Annotated in this window: 11 protein-coding genes; 5 read left to right on the top strand and 6 right to left on the bottom strand. The window is 37.9% G+C overall.

Going from position 1 to position 17,950, the window contains the following annotated elements; genetic code table 11:
- Positions 1 to 165: 165 nt before the first annotated feature.
- Positions 166 to 2,778, bottom strand: a complete 2,613-nt coding sequence (locus AC27G3_RS00160) for a hypothetical protein (protein ID WP_487117797.1) — start codon at positions 2,776 to 2,778, stop codon at positions 166 to 168.
- A gap of 469 nt (positions 2,779 to 3,247) precedes the next feature.
- Between AC27G3_RS00160 and AC27G3_RS00155 the strand changes: the two genes are divergently transcribed.
- The 4 genes from AC27G3_RS00155 to AC27G3_RS00140 all read left to right on the top strand — a co-directional run bounded on the left by AC27G3_RS00155 (position 3,248) and on the right by AC27G3_RS00140 (position 9,326).
- The gene (locus AC27G3_RS00155; protein WP_487117796.1) at positions 3,248 to 6,217 is read left to right on the top strand and encodes a TonB-dependent receptor; all 2,970 of its coding nucleotides are present in this window, start codon (positions 3,248 to 3,250) and stop codon (positions 6,215 to 6,217) included.
- A 179-nt stretch (positions 6,218 to 6,396) separates the two neighbouring features.
- On the top strand, positions 6,397 to 7,314 hold the full coding sequence (locus tag AC27G3_RS00150; RefSeq protein WP_487117795.1) for an aldo/keto reductase: 918 nt from the start codon (positions 6,397 to 6,399) through the stop codon (positions 7,312 to 7,314).
- Between the two features lie 20 nt (positions 7,315 to 7,334).
- Positions 7,335 to 7,541, top strand: coding sequence for a DUF3565 domain-containing protein (locus AC27G3_RS00145; protein ID WP_487117794.1), 207 nt, complete (start codon positions 7,335 to 7,337; stop codon positions 7,539 to 7,541).
- Between the two features lie 363 nt (positions 7,542 to 7,904).
- Positions 7,905 to 9,326: an MFS transporter gene (locus AC27G3_RS00140; RefSeq protein WP_487117793.1), complete on the top strand. Its 1,422-nt coding sequence runs from the start codon at positions 7,905 to 7,907 to the stop codon at positions 9,324 to 9,326.
- A 314-nt stretch (positions 9,327 to 9,640) separates the two neighbouring features.
- Here AC27G3_RS00140 and AC27G3_RS00135 read toward each other — a convergent pair whose 3' ends face one another.
- On the bottom strand, positions 9,641 to 11,242 hold the full coding sequence (locus AC27G3_RS00135) for a serine hydrolase (protein WP_487117792.1): 1,602 nt from the start codon (positions 11,240 to 11,242) through the stop codon (positions 9,641 to 9,643).
- Positions 11,243 to 11,395: 153 nt separating this feature from the next.
- Positions 11,396 to 12,049, bottom strand: coding sequence for a glutathione S-transferase family protein (locus tag AC27G3_RS00130; protein ID WP_487117791.1), 654 nt, complete (start codon positions 12,047 to 12,049; stop codon positions 11,396 to 11,398).
- Positions 12,050 to 12,229: 180 nt separating this feature from the next.
- Between AC27G3_RS00130 and AC27G3_RS00125 the strand changes: the two genes are divergently transcribed.
- Complete coding sequence (locus AC27G3_RS00125) at positions 12,230 to 13,102, top strand: LysR family transcriptional regulator (RefSeq protein WP_487117790.1); 873 nt, start codon at positions 12,230 to 12,232, stop codon at positions 13,100 to 13,102.
- A 21-nt stretch (positions 13,103 to 13,123) separates the two neighbouring features.
- Here the strand turns inward: AC27G3_RS00125 and AC27G3_RS00120 are convergent, their stop codons facing one another.
- The 3 genes from AC27G3_RS00120 to malQ form a co-directional block, all read right to left on the bottom strand.
- Complete coding sequence (locus tag AC27G3_RS00120) at positions 13,124 to 13,558, bottom strand: DUF4124 domain-containing protein (RefSeq protein WP_487117789.1); 435 nt, start codon at positions 13,556 to 13,558, stop codon at positions 13,124 to 13,126.
- 254 nt (positions 13,559 to 13,812) lie between these two features.
- Complete coding sequence (locus tag AC27G3_RS00115; protein ID WP_487117788.1) at positions 13,813 to 15,636, bottom strand: alpha-amylase family glycosyl hydrolase; 1,824 nt, start codon at positions 15,634 to 15,636, stop codon at positions 13,813 to 13,815.
- A 66-nt stretch (positions 15,637 to 15,702) separates the two neighbouring features.
- The gene (gene malQ / locus AC27G3_RS00110; protein ID WP_487117787.1) at positions 15,703 to 17,907 is read right to left on the bottom strand and encodes a 4-alpha-glucanotransferase; all 2,205 of its coding nucleotides are present in this window, start codon (positions 17,905 to 17,907) and stop codon (positions 15,703 to 15,705) included.
- Positions 17,908 to 17,950 lie beyond the last annotated feature (43 nt).

Raw genomic sequence — 17,950 nt, 5'->3', positions numbered from 1 at the left:
AATAAGTGTAAATTTATCAGAGGGAAAACAGGAAAGTATTACACTAGAGGTGTTTAATAGGCATAAATCTCAGGCATAAAAAAGCCCTATAAAATAGGGCTTTGGATTAAATGAGTGAGTTATATTGGCTTTATCATTTTAATAAAGCCATTTTGACTTAGTCATTTATGGTTTTGCTGTCACGGTTAATGATTTAGTCACACCATCTTCAAAGGTAAAGATGTAAGTGCCAGCTGGAATATCAATTGAGATATTGTTGTTAGACTCAACTAATGGTAATGCAACATCAAGTTCAACGGCAGTGTCTGCTATTTCAACACCGTAGTTATAACCAAGGGCACCGCCCCAATCTTGATCGGCAATTTTAAATTGAGTTGGTCCGCCTGCATAGTTAACTTCTATTGAGTATGAATGTGAAGCTTCAGCAGGGTTACCTGCATCAGTTGGCATAAAGCCTAATTGGTTGCCTTCATCCGCGCCCCAACCTGAAGCTGTAATGCCACCGCGAATATAAATTGGTGCTTCTGATACCTTAACTGTAGGTGTTGCTGTTGCGTAAGATACTTCAAATTTATAGGAAGTTGCTTTAGCAACGTTTACACGCATATTACCGCCATCATCGGTGACTTCAATGGCATCAGCATCTGCAGAGAAAGAAACTTCATTAAAGCCAAAGTTAATCGCACTCCAATTTGCATCAGCAAATTTAAAGGCGTGATTACCACCAGACTCTAAACCGTAAATAACACTGTATGAACGAGTATCACCATTCCATTTAATTTCATCTTCAGCAGGAGCACTCCAACCGTTAATTGAACCACGAACAAACACAGGCGTTGTACCAAAAGGTAGTGCAGGTTTTATTTCTATGGTAGGTGCAGCAGGGTCTGACATATTTAATATAAAGTCGTACTCAGCGCTACTTGAGGCAGTAAAGCTTAATGCTCCACCATCTGCAACTAAAGCAAGTGGTGTACTTAGAGTGACTATGTTGTCAGTACCAATAGCACCAACTGCAAAGCCTGAACTTTGATCATTAAGGGTGAAGCTATACTCTTCAGCCATTAATGCTTTTCGCACGGCATAATTACCATCACTGGTGTAGGCAAGATCTAACGCTTCACCGTCAATAGTTAATACAGGGAAAGCATTAACTGGCACTTCGTTGATCGTAAGCTCTACCATTGTTGGATCGGCTGCATTTACTAAATATTGATAGATTTTATTATTGGCAAGTTCTACCTTCATGTTTTGACCAACGCCACTACCTACCGTCATTAATATTGTTGAGCCAACTGCTGATTGATCGCCGCCTTTAATGCTACCAAAGCTGCTTGGCTCAGACCATTCGCTATCGGCTACTTTAAAGTCATGATTAGCAACACAGTCTTCTGTTTCGCTGACTTCGCACTCAACTGAGTATGGGAAGTTAACGCGATATTGACCATTACCCACATAAGCAAATTGTGATGCGGCATAATTTGCGTCATCTTCGCTTCCCCAACCATTAAAACCGCCTTTTAACATTAAGCTTGTTTCTTCGGGGTTAAAAATTTCAACACATTTAGAGGCAATATCAACTGCTCCAATGCCTACAGCGACGTAATCAGCAGGACAAATTAATGGTTCACCTAAACATTGTTCGCCTGACTCATCGGCAACCATACCCCAGCCACACGCTTTCAAACCTGAAGATGCTTCAGCACCAAAGAACGGGTGTTGGTTAATGATTAATAAACCATCAAGGACGTTTACTGGGAAATTGTCGTCAGCGTAAGCGGTTTTATCAAGGTTGTGTAATGCTACATTACCTGATGGCCCAAGAGGCATCACTAAATCGCTGTCTGATATTTTTTTACCTGTTGCGGTGTCATTGAAAATTATGTTGGCACAGTTAGAAGGGCTGTCAACTAAGTTAACCACCCAATAAGCACCGTAGTTATCATCAATGCCGGCTAAATCTGCACCTGTTATTCCCCATTGTGGGGATATGCTGTCATCGGCATAAGCAGTACAGTCATCGTTGTTCCAAGTATGGATTACAATGTTTTCATATAAAGAGGCATTGTCGCTGCCTTCAACATGATCTTCATGGCGATAGTAAGCAACGGCTTCACCCGCACCTGCAATATAATCAGCTGAAGGAGCTGGTAATGGATTTTCTTCTGGTATGATACAGTCGTAATTTCCTGATTCGTCAATAGCTTTATAGTTAGGACATGATAATGCTGGCGTGTAACAAATTTCTTCGCCATTCATCGCTTCTGTTGTGCCATTAACTGATTTATTGATACGTTGAGAAGGGCCTAAATAATTTGCTGGAGGAATAGCAGCAAACCAAGTATCAAACCAAGTATCGAAATCATCGCCGTAAACAAGATCTTGGCCTTCTGATATCTTAAATGCGCGTGCTTCTTCTTTCGCTACGGCTTGTCTTTCTTTTTCTTCTATGGTCAAGCCAAGGATTGAGTAAAGATCTAACTCATTAAGTTTAAAAGATGCTTCCCACTCGGCTTCATCCCACGAATCACCTGCTTCAGCCTTAGCTTCGGCTCTTGCTACTTCGATAGCAGCATTAACATTTGTAATTTCAGTTTCTGTTAAAGGGTAAAAATCAGGACTGGCAATTTCTACGATATCAGGGCTTTTACACCAAAGACCAACTTCTTCAAACACGTTGGTAATTTCTGGTTGTGACTGATCGTTACCACAACCACTTAAGGCTGAACCGGCTGCAATCACTGTCCCAAGCATGAGGGGCTTGATTTTAAATTTCATGAGTTTATAACTCCATTAACTATATGTTTTAGTTTATGTGTATATATTATTATTCTAGTTATTCCCTTGTTTATTAATGGTTTCAACCAATAATAACACTACTTCGCTGCCTAAGTAGGGCGTCATTAGATGTTACTTTTATTCCGAATATTAATTTTATTAGTAACAGCCTAAAAACTACACAAACAATTAGAGCATGTATAGCGTGGAGATCGTTTAACTCTTATGAATACGTATGCAGCTAGATATTGCGTTATGAATACGTATGCAGTCAATTTATGCTTGTTTTTTAAATAAGTTCTTTTACACTCAATTTGCTTGCCTAAAATGACAATAATAAATACAACATAACTGTGTATATATAAAATAACTAAATTCCGATACTAAAAAGAAAGATAACAAAGTTGCTGTAATGCCTTATATGTAATGAAGCATTTAGCATAAATACAACTTGTATTAAGGAATACACATGAACAAATTTAAGCCCAGTGCCCTCTCTCTTGCACTCATGATGGGAGGAGTTCAGATAGCAGCAATGTCAAATGTTGCTTATGCCGCTGAAGAAACGCCCGAGCAAACTCAACAACAAAAAGAAAATGCTGAAGATAAAGTTGAAGTCATCGAAGTGACAGGCTTTAGAAGCAGTATGATCAAGTCTCTCAATACCAAACGTTTTTCTGATACCGTTGTTGATGCTATTTCAGCAGACGATATCGGTGGTTTACCTGATGTGTCGATTGCCGATTCATTAACACGATTACCAGGGGTTACTGCAGTACGTATTGATGGTCAATCAAGTGAGTTAAATGTCCGTGGTTTATCGGGTGGTTTTGTTTTCTCAACCTTAAATGGTCGTGAAATGGTCTCAACAAGTGGCGGCCGAGCGATCCAATTTGATATCTTTCCTTCTGAATTAATCAATCAAGCGCAAGTTTATAAATCTCAAAAAGCGTCATTAATTGAAGGTGGTATTGCAGCAACTATAAACTTAGAAACGGCAAATGCCTTAGATAATGAAGAAGAGCATAGTGTTAGAGCCTCATTACAAGGTAACTATAACGAAGCCGCCGCAGACAATAATGATTCAGATACCTTTGGTCGTCGCTTAACATTAGCTTATCAAGGTAAGTTTTTTGATGACACCGTTGGTTTTTCAATTGGTTGGGCAAATATGTTTCAACCGACAGTTTCTAGCCGTTTTGTAAATTATCAATTTGACGAGCAAGACTTATCAGCCACTTATGATGGTGGACCTGATAGCATGCTAGTTTCTTCTGGTTTTGAGCTTAATGAACGGGGTGGTGAAGATGAGCGTGATGCTTTTGTGCTTGCGCTTAATTGGGAACCTAGAGATGATCTTCGTTTTAAATTTGATGCATTCCACTCTATCTTTGACTCAAATAAATGGGATCGCGGTTTACGTGTCTCAGGAATCAATAACATAGCAGTAACTGGCTCAACCTTATTATTAGACAATCCGCTAACAGCGAATGGCTCGCTTGTCGGTGGAACCATCTATAGAGATCCTGATGGTACCGCTCTTGCTCCACCTTATCGTGGTGCTTCTCGTGATTTAAATGTTCAAACACAAGCTGATGATAATACTACTGAAAGTACTTCATCTGCCTTTGGTTTAAATGGTGAGTGGGATATTACCGATGATTTATTAATGAGTGTTGATATTTCTCATTCTGAAGGTGATGAAAACTATAAAGATCAAGTGCTGCGTATGGCTTATTTTGAAGACTCTAGTGCTGCAACACCAATTATTGACGATAACATTATCATGAGTTATCAATTAAATGGTTTGAACAATCCTGATATTCAATTTAATCAAGACTTTACTGATACTGATCATATGATGGTAACCAGTGCCGAGTCGTATCCACATATTGAAGCTAACTCTTCAGATGCTATTCGTGTAGATTTTGCTTATCAACTTGAAAGCGACATTTTTAGTTCGGTTGAATTTGGGGCACGTTCATCTAAGCGTGATTATGAATTAAGTCGAGGCCGTTTCTTATACGGTACTACAGACTTTAATATGCGTAATGGTCAGTACATTACTTATGGTACCGATGCGGATGGTAATTCATATGAAATTGAACGTTTTGCGCCTTTCGCTTTAGATGAAAGTAACTCAAGTGTTGCTCATATAGGTGGCGATTTATCTGGTATGCCAGGCTTCTTATCAATTGATAACGACACTATTTTAGATGCATGGATCCCTGATGTGGATCGTACTCCAGTAAGAGACTGGAACCATAGCTGGACCATGACTCAAGGCAACTTAGTTGAAGAGGATGTGCTAGCTGCCTACGCTCAAGTTAATTTAGACACAGAACTATTTGGTCTACCATTAACAGGTAACATAGGTTTACGTTATGTTCGCTCTGAGCAAAGTAGTACTGGCTTAGTTAGTGTTGGTACTGGCAATGGTGATCCTATTTATGATGATATTGGTGGTGTAAGTACCGACTGGGAACGTAAAAAAGTTTCTGATACATACAATGATATTCTGCCATCGTTCAACTTAAACTTTCAATTAACTGACGATGATCAACTACGTTTTGCTTATGCAAAAGTTATGTCGCGTCCTGAAATGCCAACAATGGCTAACAGTGGTAACTTTGATTGGACTTATGATAAAGATGAAAGTCGCTATCAAATTAATTTAGACAGCTCAACAAGTCCATTCTTGCGTCCGTTTTATGCTAATCAGTTTGATGTGTCTTATGAACATTACTTTACTGAGACCGAAGGGGCATTTGTCGTCGCTCTTTGGTATAAAGATATTGATAATATGGTCGGTGATGCCGTTGATAAAGATTTTGATTATGCGGCTGCAGGTATTGAAGTACCAACAACACCAGACAATAAACTGGTCGATGAAAATGGCGATGTTATTGAGTATGTTAATGGTACCTACAGCCATGCAGAAAACAATGCAGATGCCGGTTATATGCGCGGTGTTGAAATTGGTTACACGCAAACATTTTCGTTCTTACCGGGATATTTTGCAGGGTTAGGCGCTAACGTAAACTTCTCTTACACGCAAAGTGAAATTGAAGTGAAATCGAAAGTTCCTGGCGAAGATGGCGCATTAGGACCTATTGAAGGTTTATCTCCTCGAGTGTTAAGTGCTACGGTATTTTACGATTGGAATGATAAATTTTCAGCGCGAGTTAGTAGCCGTTATCGTTCAGCTTATTTGAGTGAACAAATTGCTATTGGTAGTGCACAGTCGGCCTATTTTGAAGAAGAAACTATTTTCTCTGCACAAATGTCGTATAACTTTACTGAAAACTTCCAAGCAGTTGTTTCAGCGGATAACATCACAGATGAACCTAATATTTCATATTTTGGTGATACAGCTAGAACAGGGACTATTCAGTACTTTGGACGCACTATTTATTTCGGCGTAAACTATAAATTGTAGTTTGATTAAATAAACAATCGGCAATGATAAGAGCAGCACTTTGGTGTTGCTCTTTTGTTATATAACTATAAAAAGTAGTATTTACTTACATTTACTTTTATTAGTGTTTAGTTGCGATAACTTTTACTATGGGTTATCAGTGTGTGAATTAGTATTACTTTAATTAAAAGAGAAAACTTATGGAGCAAATCCCTTTAAATAATAGCGACTTGGTCAGTTCCCGTTTGATCTACGGATGCATGCGTATCGCCGGTAATAACAGCAGTGAAGATCGTGATAAAGGAAAACAAGCTATAAGAACAGCTGTTGAGGCAGGTTATACACATTTTGATCATGCAGATATTTATGGCAATGGTCAAAGTGAAGCTTTATTTTCTGAGGTTTTAAAAGAATCTCCACAGTTAAGAGAAAAATTATTAATTACCTCTAAAGCTGGTATTCGCCCTGCAAATAATACCAATCCTTATGCGCCTACACGTTATGATTTTAGCGAGGGATATTTACTCAACAGTGTAGACGGTATCCTAAGAAGATTAGGGGTAGAGTACCTTGATATGTTTTTACTTCATCGACCAGATTATTTATTTAATCCTCATGAAGTGGCTGAAACTTTTGCTTTATTAAAAGCGAGTGGCAAAGTTAAACAATTTGGTGTCAGTAATTTTAAGCCCTCGCAAGTATCTTTATTGCAATCTGTATTGCCTATGCCGTTGTTGGTTAATCAAGTCGAAATAAATATCCATAATATTGATAGCCTACTCGATGGCACACTGGATCAATGCCTAGAATTAGGTATTACACCCATTGCTTGGTGTCCTTTAGGCGGTGTTGCTTATCCTGCTTGGGGAAATACCTTTAAAGCCGATGATGAGCAGCGCATTAAAGCAGAGCTTGAGCAACAAGCGACAAAGTATCAATGTACACCATGGCAAGTGATCCTTGCATGGTTGTTAAAACACCCTGCTAATATTTGTCCAATTATTGGGTCAACAACGCCTGAGAGAATCATAGCTGCAACCCAAGCATTATTGGTTAACTACAGCAGGGAAGACTGGTATCGACTACTTGAGGCAAGAAATGGTGTCTCAGTTCCATAACAGGTATTAAGCATTAGAGCATGAAACAAAGTATCACGGGTTATCATCGGGATGAAGAAAATGATTGGGTTGCACAGCTTAGTTGTGGTCATTTTCAGCACGTAAGACACAACCCTCCATTTGTGAACCGTCCTTGGGTTATAAGCGAAAAAGGGCGAAAAGCGATGTTAGGACATGAGTTAAATTGTAAAAAGTGTGTTACTTGCGAGCCGCCAGATAAGATATAGTCGAATCAGATAAGAGTTGGTAGCAACTTTGTATAGAAAATTGCTCGTAATTACCTATAAATTTAGATAATTAGCAAGTAATGTAAATCGTTTCTTATGACAGTTTTATTGTCGAAGAATTACTCAGCAAGTTGTTGATATTTTAGGTGTATTATTGCTGTTTGTACTATGTAACTAACAGTGTATCATAAAGCACTTATCGTAATTTTCAGTGCTTTTTACTATTGAGTATTCATTTTTTAATCTTAACAAATATTCCTCTGCTGAATACGTATGCAGTAGATTGTTGTACTACACACATAAGGATACATTTTAGTCAGACAAATTATCCTTATTTACTGTATTCACCATAGCGAGCTGTTCATGTTATCGATGCAAAAAAAACTCACCAAGCCTTTTTATATGTTGCTTAGTTTACCTGCAACAGCTATGGGCTTTGCACTCTCAGTACAAATATCAGCGCTAAGTTGGATTTTAACGACACAATACGGTTTAGATATTCATCAAGTGGGATTGGTTTGGGCGGCAGGACCAATTGCAGGTATTTTAGGACAAGTTATTGTCGGTATAATTAGTGATAATATTTGGTTTATGAATGGTAGACGCCGCCCTTTTATTATTATTGGTGGGACTTTAGCTGGCATGATGTTGCTTGCGTTACCTAATATCGATATTGTTTCGTCTGCGATTGGCTTTAGCGGTATGCTAGGGGTCACAATTGCAGTAGCACTTACCTTAGATTTATCTATCAATATTGGCTTTAATCCAACCCGAGCCATTATTGCTGATGTAACCCCAGAAGGCGATCAGCGCACCAAAGGTTATACTTGGATGCAGACAGTATCCGGTTCTTTTGGTGTGTTAGCATATGCCATTGGTGCATATTGGGGAAATTATGTGCTGATCTATGTTGGCGCTATCCTCGTTTTTGTCTTATCTATTATCGCCCCTTTATTCGTTAAAGAACCTAAAGTGTTAACGACAAGCAGTACCGAGCAAGCACAACAAAAAGTGACTGCTGTGATGATTTTGGTAAACATTAAACCACTTTGGGGGTTTATAATTTATGATGTTTACGCAATGGGTTTACAGCTTTCTGGTATTAAAACAGACCATTATTGGGCTGAAATAATGGCTTTAATTGTGACGCTGTTTTTTGTGACTCAAACGCTATTAACCAAAGAAGAAGCTAACACCAATAAAAGTGCTGACCACTTGGGATTTAAGAAGGTATTGGCAGCGCATTCATTTAGTTGGGTTGGCGTACAAACAATGTTTGTTTTCATTTTTGCTTTCTTACAAGATAAAATGCCTAGCCTTACAGATGATGAGTTAGGCAAAGTTATCGCCATGAGCTTTCTCATTTTAAGTGCTACAGCAGCCTTTTTACCTGCATTGGTATTAGAGCCTTTAGCGAAAAAAATAGGGCGAGTTAACACGCATATTCTATGCTTAATTACCATGACAGTAGGTTATGCTTGTGTGGCAATGTTTGGTGAAAACATGATGGTTTTGTATGGCTTAATGGCGATTTTAGGAATAGGTTGGTCGGCAATTATTAGCTTACCATTTGCTATTATGTCGGAAAAAGTCGAGCAATCACGTATGGGATTATATATGGGGTTATTTAATTTGTCGGTTGTATTACCACAGCTTTTAGTGAGTTTAGGTATAGGGTTATTTATCAATAAAATAGCTGATAAAAGTTTAGTTTTTCAAGTAAGCGCAGTCGCATTAGCAATTTCAGCTATTGCTTGGACAAAAGTGGCTGAAAATAAAAAATAAAAAATAAAAAATAAAAAATAAAAAATAAAATGTATTAAAAAGTAAGTGATTTTATTGAAAAAGGTCGAGCTATTGCTCGACCTTTTAGTATGACGATAAAACCTTTCTAAATAACTAGAGCTCGGCTTAACAAATATTTCTCTAGCAGCTGTTTTTCCTTACTTCTTCGTTAAATTTCTTGCAATAGGCCAGCTATTGATGCGAAATTTGCCTTGAATTAAGAAAAACTATCAAGCTAGAGTGGAGTAAAATAATTATTTAACTATTTTTCAAACTGTTACCCATCTCTTAAACCGAGCTCAGGTTAAATAAAATTATTGCGAAGGGATTAATTTTAAATCATGAAAATCGAAACTGAAATCCGTTAAGTGTGAAACAGCTTTCATGGTAACGTAATTAATACTACCGTCTGGATTTAAATTAAAATTCACAAATGCATCAGCTTCTAACGTTCTATCATCCCAACGGACAATAAAAGTATTATATTGGTAATGCTCTAGCGTGCCTCGCAGTTCAGGAGTATTACTAAACTGCATGGTAAGCGTGTTACCAGCCTTAGTAATGTTAATGTCGCCATACCAATTGTCGGTGTAGGTTTGCGCATAACTGGCAAGTGGTAATGAGGGTTTAGAGTCTTTAGCCACATTCGCTGCCGCTTTTGCTAAACGACTCTTCTCGTTGGCTAAGCGTTTTTGCTGCATGGTGGCATAATAATCAACCCAGTCCTTTTCAGGTAGTGCCATATATTCGTTAAGGATCTGACGATAAATAGCATTAAAAGCATAACCTGACTGTTGGTTTGTCAGAATTACCATAGCAAGGTTTTCTTCAGGCACGATCACAACTTTAGATACCATACCTAAAATACCACCACTGTGGTGAATAAGTTTTACACCATGATAATCGTTTAAAAACCAGCCCAAGCCATAGGCTGAAAAGTGAGTTTTATCATTTTTTTGAGCGTTTTGAGAAACGGGTAATAAAGTGCGAGCTTGCCACATTGCATTACTTTGTTGTTCGCTAAATAAACGCTTTTGATGGCTATTATTTTTCCCCTCAAAATAAACGCCTTGTTTTAACTGGGCTTTTAACCACAATGCCATATCGTTAACGCTTGACGCTACAGAGCCTGCTGAGGAAAATTTTTCTAAAAAGTTTCCGCCAACCACGTTTAACTCACCATTTAAAGGAACATGTGCACGAGCAACATTTTTATTGTTTTTATTGATAGCAGAAAATGTTGCGCGAGTATTCTTCATACCTAATTTGTTGAAAATTCGTTGCTCAATATTAGTTTGCCAAGATTCTCCTGTAATTCGGGCGATGACTTCACCAGCGATAACATACATAAGGTTGTCGTAGGCAAACTCACTTCTAAAGCTTGATACTTGAGGTAAATGCTTTAAGGCTTTAATAACATCGTCAGTTGTTAACGTTGTTTCTGGCCAAATAGTTAAGTCACCTGCACCTAAACCTAAGCCACTGTTATGGGAGAGTAAGTCTATTATGGTAAACTCACGGGTGACATAAGCATCAGGCATTTGAAACTCAGGAATAATATCGATAACTTTAGTGCGCCACGAGAGCTTACCTTCATCAACTAAACTGGCAAGAAGTGCGGCAGTCATTGCTTTAGTATTTGATGCTATACCAAAAAGTGTATCGCCATTTACCTTAGCGTTTTTCCCTGACTCTATAACACCAAAACCTTGGTTGAAAACCACTTGATCGTTTTTAACAATAGCGACAGCAACACCAGGTACTTGAAAAGTGTTCATTGCCTTGGTTATTGCTTTTTCAACTTGTTGGTTTTGTTTGGTAAGTTGTTCAGAACTGGCACTTACTGGCAATAAAGCACCTGCAAGTGTTGTAATAAAAAATGAGGTTACCAAAAATAACCGAGTGGCTTGCTTCATAAAACTTCCTAGCTAACAATAATAATTTGTTTAGCAAGGTATCAATAAAAGGTGAAACTGCCTAGTATCACCGTATAATTTATTTGTTGCAGTACTAAGCAATTGGCAAGTTTACTTTGCTTTGACAGCTGAACACTATCATAGCATTATTTACTATTCTAAAGGCACTTCGTCTTTCATAACTATTTCACTTTCAGCAATACCTGCTTGAGACCATTCTTTAAATTCAGTTAGGTTTAACATCATCGACATGTAAGCTTGAACATCAGCTGGTACAGTAATTTTATAGGTGGTGAAACGAGACACTACGGGCATAAACATTGCGTCAAGAATAGAGAATTTACCAAATAAAAAGTCCCCTTCTTTTTCTGAATTAGACAAACATTGTTGCCAAATTTCAATCATTCGTTTGATGTCGTTTTGTACATCTTCTGATAATGAAACTGCTGATTGTTTTCGGCGGCAGTTCATATGAAGCCTGTTTCGTAAGTGAGTAAATCCAGAATGCATTTCTGCCGCCATTGATCGCGCTAAAGCTCTGTCTTTTACCTTACTTGGCCAACCATTTTCATTAAGGTATTGCTCATTAATATATTCGCAAATAGCAAGGGAATCCCATATATGCATATCTTTATCGATTAACACTGGCACTTTATAATTAGGGCATAAGCCTGTCATTTTTTCATGCATATCGGGTGTGAACAAGGTGATGCGCTGCTCATCAAAATTCACTTTGAAATAACGTAACAATAACCAAGGTCTGAGGGACCATGACGAGTAGTTTTTATTGCCGATAATAAGTTTCATGGGTTGTCCTTTTAGGGAGAATAATCATTACGAATTAATAAAGCTAAAACAAAGACTAATGACTTTTCTTTAAAACAGCCAACCAATAATGATAATGAATGACATCAATAAAATTGATGGGACGAGGTTAATTAAACTGATAAATTAACGTATTAATTGATTAGCAAGCTTAGAGTAGCAATGACAAATAAGCACAATAAACTGGACTTTGATTTATTACGAACCTTTATCGCGGTAGTCGATAATGGTAGTTTTACACGTGCTGCAGGGCAAATTTTTCGTAGCCAGTCTGCTATTAGTATGCAAATTAAGCGGTTAGAGCAGCAATTAGATCACCCTTTATTTACGCGCAATAGCAAAGAATTGTTGCTGACACTCGATGGTAAAGCACTTATTCCTTATGCACGCCGCTTACTAAGTTTGCATGATGAAGCCATAAACAATTTAAAAGGAAACAATAGTATAAAAGTTATTCGTATTGGCTGTCCTGATGATTATGTCCGATCTTTAGTCCCTCAATTAATTGCTATTTTTAGAAAAAGCCTACCCAGCGTTAGCACGAGTATTGTTAGTGCTAATTCAGCAGAGCTTCGCCAGAAAATGGATAATGGCGAGCTTGATATTGCTATTCTCACGCGTATTCCTAATACCAATGAAGGTGAACTTATTTATCAAGATTATGGTGTTTGGGTATGCAAAGATCCTAGTTTATTAAGCCAAAGACCTTTACCTTTAGCATTGTTTGATCCGAGCTGTAAATTTAATAGTGCAGTGATTGATGGCTTAGAAAAACGCGAAATTTCGTTTGATTTACTGTGCCAAACAAGTAACAGCAGCGTGCTTATAGAATTAGCTCGCCAAGGAAGTGCCGTTACTGTATTAGCAAAAAATACGGTCCCGAAAGATCTGACGATAATTGAAAAAACAAAAATGCTACCGACATTGCCAGTAGCAGAAATTGTGCTTTGTTTAAATGGAGCAAATCAACGCATTAAAGCGCTCTCTTTAAGAGATATTGCTCAACAATTAGCAAAAATTGATGAAAATTGGTAGCGATTGTTATTGGTCAAGTGCTTAACGGCAATTCTTTTTTATGGCATTTTTTAAGTTGGCTCTGGTGGTATCAATATCTTCACTTGATTGATATATACGTTCGCCAGTTGGTGACATAGTAAAAATACGGCCCGTTTGCTGATAACCCGCTAACTGACTTTTTAATTCATTACAAATAGCCGTTATTTTCTGTTTTTTTGCTTGCTGCTCTTTTTGTTTACTCGCTTTTTCTTCTTTAGCTGCTTGGTAATCTTCTTGCCAAGTATCGGCTTTAGCTGATGATGTGGTGCTACTGGTATTGGTTGGTTGATTTTTAACAACAGTGGCAGGTGCTGCACTAGTGGGTCGATCGCCAAAATGGACATTACCGTCTTTATCTACCCATTTGTAAACTTCAGCTTGAGCTGTAGCGAGAAAAAGAGTAGATAAAACGAGTAAAAGTAGTGGCTTGTTCATTGTAAGTCCTTGTTATAAGAGTGTATTCCTTGACAGTAAGCGATGTTTTATTTTAATTGAACACTTACCAATAGTGGGAATGCTAACTGAAAAAAGATTGGAATGCATTAGCTACTTTTAGGTATTCGTATAAATATTTTCTGTTATGTGGGATGGTTAAGTTATGTAATGTGCTGATAAGTAGATTTAAATACCGATTAACGACTAGATTGTTCTTAAGCCGTTAATCGGTTTTAAACGATGGATAGATAGGCTTATTGGTAAATCGCTAAGCTCAGTGGTGGTAGGGTTATACTTAAGTGGTCGTTATCATTGTGAGGTTTTTCAGTTAAAGGTGATGTGCTATAAACTTTACTCACACTAGAATTTTTTAGAGCTAACTTAAACTTTTGCTCTGTTTTAGCTGTATTTACCACAACAATTACGTCTTTTTTATCACTGCTATTTAATTGTCGAGTAAATGCAAAAATCCCAGGTGTCGCTTGTGAGTACAGTGTTTTATGCTCACCATATCTTAACGCGGGGTAACTTTGGTAGATATGAGCATACTCCGCAAACTTTTGATAAAACATATGATGAGTATCAAAATTGGCATCAGCTGTGGTCGCAGTAGTCGCCAATAAATTTTCATTGTTATATTCAACTACTTCTGATGGCATCATGTCTTGTCTAGCATATCGATCGCCACCACTACCAACAAAGCCTTGTTCATCTCCGTAATAAACAACAGGGATCCCTCGGGCAAAATACATCAATGCGTGGGCTAGTAATGTGCGATCAACTTGTTCTGTTTCACTGTAGTTTTTATCGCTTAACTTTAACATGCCAGCAAAGCGGCCCATGTCATGGTTGCCTGTAAAATTCATTAATTGATTAGCACTTTGCTCTGCGGTTAAATAATCTTTATCGTTGGCAAATAATTCGGCTAATTTATCTGTCCCAGTTTGCTTAATTAACGTGTCATATAGAGCACCTTGAAAGCCAAAATCTAGTACAGATTGCATTTTACCTTTTGTGGTATATTCACTTAATACTTTTGAATCGCCACTATATACTTCACCAAACATGAAAAATTGTGGGATGCCTTGTTGCTTAGCGTGATCAACCAAAGCGGGCGCAAATTCAGCCCAAAACTCTGTATTTACATGCTTGACAGTATCTATTCTAAAACCATCAGGTTTGAATATATCGATTAAATGCGTAAATACATCGATCATTTTTTTTACCACAATAGGATCATCAGTATTAATATCGTCTAATCCGGCAAAGTCACCATAAAGTGAATTTTCACCTTGGTAGGTAGTATCTCCTTGATTATGATAGTATTTTTTATCATTTAACCAGGCTGGAAATTTTACATCTTCCATACCTTTAGGAATGATAGTTTGATAAACATCGCCGGCAGCAACTTGAGCCAAAGACTTGTAAGGGCAACCTTTTTCGTCTGACCAACCTAAGCCATCTTCGCCATGACACTCAGGGTATTTAATCACATCAGCAGTGTGATTCGTGATGATGTCAAAAAACACTTTGATATTTTTATTATGTGCAGCACTAATAAAATTTTGTAAATCTTCGTTACTACCAAGGTGCGGGTCAATCTCGGTAAAATCTAATACCCAATAGCCATGGTAGCCAGAATCTTTGCCTTGTACTGCTTGGTTACGCAAAATTGGTGTCAGCCAAATTGCGGTAATACCTAACTCTTCAAGGTAAGGTAGCTTATCTTGAAGACCTTTAATATCGCCACCGTGATAAGCGCCGTTGTAGCTTTTATCGAAGCCACCCGATGATATTTTTATTGTTTTAGAGCCATTGTCATTACTCGTATCGCCATTGTGAAAACGATCAGGTAACACAAAATAAAATACCTCATCTTGAATGTTTCGTTCAAGGTAAGGGGTTAACTCTTTAGCTGTAGTATTAACCTTTACTTGGCTTACATCAGCAACTTTAACTTTAGGTGCTGTCTTGTGTGAGGTATTAGGTTGGGTTTCTTCATTGCATGCACAAAGCGCAATACATGAAGATAGGCTGATAATTGTAGCCCATTTTTTAGTGTTAATTGATAAATACATTATTTAGCCTAGTTATTTTTAATTGTTGTTTTAGTCTGAGTATTAAGTGCATGATTCATTTATTGTTTAACCTCTCGGTCTAGCATCTTCCATCGCATCTGCTAAAGCATTTACAGAGTCGGTATGCCATAATTGTTCTAACGAAACTGGCAGTTTTTGTAACCAGTTAGGGTGTTCGTCAATTGTACCGGGTATATTGACTTGCTCTTCTACTTCTAGCATATCTTCAAGTGGAATTAATTGAATATGAGAAGGTGCGTGAGCTAAATACTTTTGTACCGCAATGGACAGTTCTGTATTCATTTTTGCAGGTGCTTGTTCTGGTAATTTGTTGTTATCAATAACAGATAAATCTTCAAGAGCAGCGATAAGCAATTGACGATCTTCAACTCGGTTATTACGCTCGTTTTTCCCCATTTCATCATTTGGATATAAGTTAAGGTTTTGACGCCACTGTAAATCTTTTCCTGTCCACCAACCTGAAAGGGTAGGTAAATCATGAGTAGATACCGTCACCATTGATTGTTGAGGATACATTTCTGGGCGCATAAAGAAACCAGATTCCCAGCGTTCGAAAAACAAAACTTTGTAAGAAAGTAAACCCGCATTGGCCATTATTTCGCTAAAACCATCGGGTACTGTTCCTAAGTCTTCGCCAATAACCACGCATTGTTCTCGTTGTGACTCTAAGGCTATAATGCGAAGAATGTCCTCAAGAGGGAAGGTAATATAAACACCTTCATCAGCTTTCATTCCTGGAGCAACCCAGTATTGACGCATCAATCCTAAAATATGATCAATACGAAGCGCTCCTGCGTACTGCATATTACTGCGTAAAGCTTTTACCAAAGGTTGATAACCTTGTGTTTGTAAGGCAACTGGATTAATTGGCGTTAACCCCCAATCTTGTCCTAAAGAGTTCATGGCATCAGGTGGTGCGCCAACAGCTGCGCCTGAAACATAGACACTACGATCAGACCATACATCAACACCAGCACCGTCACAGCCAACGGCTAGATCTAAGTACAAGCCAATTGGCATGCCTGCGTTACTTGCAGCTTCGCTTGCTGCAGATAGCTGACGATGACTAAGCCATTGTAAATAAAGGAAGTAACCAATTCTTTCTTGGTTGTCTTTTGCAAATTCTGTCACTTCATCACTGTTAATGTTTTGATAAGCACTCGGCCAACTCATCCAGCCAAAAGCGTTGTAGTCTTTAGCGCGAAAGTGCTCATAAAGCGCATCGAATAAAGCAAGTCGTTGTAAATCCTCCCCTCTTGACTGAACAAACTGTTCAAATTCTTGGTTTAGTGAGGTTTGCTGCGCTATATGTTGTTCAGTAAAGTATTGATACAGTAACGCTAAAATTTCATGCTTAACATCAGCAACCGCGGGGTAATCAATATGTTTGGTATTTCGAGCAAAGGATACTTTATTTTGAAACTCGACACTGCTAAAGCGTTGTTGCGTTTGTTGACATGTCTTAAAGCCTGGTACTTGTGCAACATCGATGTAAAGTGTATTTAAAAAGCAACGACTAGTTGGAGAGTATGGGCTTCTGTGTGCTGGGTTATTTTGATACAAAGGATGTAATGGGTTTAATCCAATAGCTGACACGCCATGCTTAGCAGATTGTTTAACTAATTGTTGTAAGTCACCAAAATCGCCCATGCCCCAATTATTTTCACTTTTCAAAGAATAAAGTTGAGCAGCGATTCCCCAAACTTTATTTTCTGAGGCTTGCTGTGGGCTATAACAAGTTTTTGGAGCAAAAATTAAATGACAATTCTCAGTTAATTCGATGCCATTATTGATATAGCTAACAGTAAGTTGATGGTAGCCTTGTTCAAGTTTTGGTAATGGTAATTGGTATTTACTAAAATGTTCTTCACTATTGAGGTTATTTGATAGCGTAATGTGTTCTATCGCATTAAGCTCTTCGATTAAGGCGTTGCCGGTGATTACGTTATTATTTTCACAGCTAATTTTCCAACGTAAATGAGAGGCTTCGCTATTGGCCAAACTGACAGTAATAAAGTGCTGTTGCTCTTCAATTTTAGCAATATGAACAGCAGAGAGTATACGTCGCCATGATTGTTCTTTTAACGCGTTTATTTGTTGGATAATAACTGCTTCGCTAGATAAGTCGTAGCCCATCGCTAGTAAAAGCGAATGACGTGCTTCATCTTGTGCATATACTTGTTCACCAAAGCAATTAGTATAGCTAGTGTGAAAGCCAACAAGTTGCGATAATTGTTCAATTAAATTCATGTGATTTTCTCTTTTTATCTTTTTTTCATGATGATATTTAGCC

It is taken from the genome of Colwellia sp. SU-HH01217 (assembly GCF_057543495.1).
This window is presented reverse-complemented; position numbering and strand designations above follow the sequence as displayed.